Here is a 1053-nt window from a genome sequence, read left to right as displayed (position 1 = left end):
GAACGGCCGCCGAGTGCCCCGAGGCGGCCGCACGCAAGCGACCAGCCGGAAGCGAGGGCTTGCCCTCGACCCGGAAGGGTGAGCGTTCAGGGAGGCCGAAGGCCGACCCTCGTGTCGCTGTGCGGTGCTGTGCGGTGTCGAGGTGGTCGGCGTGAGCACCGACGCACGCAGAGAACAGTACTGGGAAGACCTCGCTGATGAGCACGGTCGCTCGAACTCTCGGCCCTCCAAGAGCGACCGTGCAGACTCCACAAACCACCGTGAACGACCCTCTCGCGGCGATGCCCTATCACGCCCCCTCACCGAACGGGACGGCGTTCCCCTACGAGAAGACGTGCGCGACCTTGGCGCGATCCACGGCGACCGCCCTCTCTCTTGGAGAGAGGCGACCCACGAATGGCGCGACTACATCGAGGACAGTGAAGACACGGATACAGTGTTCCAGAACGCCGAAACCGGCGAGTACGCCAGTGGAAGCAGCCCCCATCGCTTCGACCCGGACTACTCGAACAAGCAGTACGCGAAGCTCAAGGACCTCGAACGCGGCCTACGGAGCGACTACGGGAAGCGGCTCCACACGGCGATGCTCTCGCTAACGGCGTCGTGGTACCCTGACGGCGACCCCCTTCCGCCCGTCGATCACCTCCTCGACCTCGACAGTTCTTGGGAAGCGGTCCGTCGCGAGCTATCCCGTCAACTGGACGGCCGCCGATGGGAGTACCTCGCAATCCTCGAACCGCACAAGAGCGGCTACCTGCACATCCACATCGCGGTGTTCGTGGACGGCGTCGTCTCTGAGTCGGACCTCGCGCCTGTCGTCGAGGCGCACGTTCGCAACTGCGACCTCGCAACCCACGAGGCCCACGACCCCAGCGACGACGGCACGATCTCGATAAACCGCGTCGCCTCGACCGCCGAGGCCAGCACGCAGCCGCCGAAGGCATCGAACACGAGGACGCATCGGCAACCTCGGTACGTACCTCGCTGAGTACCTCGGGCCTACGGCGAACGACCCGCTTCGCTCCCCGGACCACCAGCCAGAGGCGAACGCCG

2 protein-coding genes are annotated in these 1053 nt (G+C 66.2%); one reads left to right on the top strand and one right to left on the bottom strand.

All coding sequences use genetic code 11. The annotated features are described in order from the left end of the window. Nucleotides 1-205: hypothetical protein (locus GJ629_RS17390; protein WP_231754689.1), on the bottom strand; the 205-nt coding region annotated here is incomplete at its 3' end. On the opposite strand from GJ629_RS17390, the gene GJ629_RS15880 reads away from it, so the two are divergent. After that, the gene (locus tag GJ629_RS15880; protein WP_157513857.1) at nucleotides 125-988 is read left to right on the top strand and encodes a hypothetical protein; all 864 of its coding nucleotides are present in this window, start codon (nucleotides 125-127) and stop codon (nucleotides 986-988) included. The genes GJ629_RS17390 and GJ629_RS15880 overlap by 81 nt on opposite strands. Nucleotides 989-1053: the final 65 nt, after the last annotated feature.

Source organism: Halapricum sp. CBA1109 (assembly GCF_009741825.1).
Lineage (GTDB): Archaea > Halobacteriota > Halobacteria > Halobacteriales > Haloarculaceae > Halapricum.
Note: the sequence above shows the minus strand (reverse complement) of the source record. Positions and strands in the feature narration are given on the sequence as shown.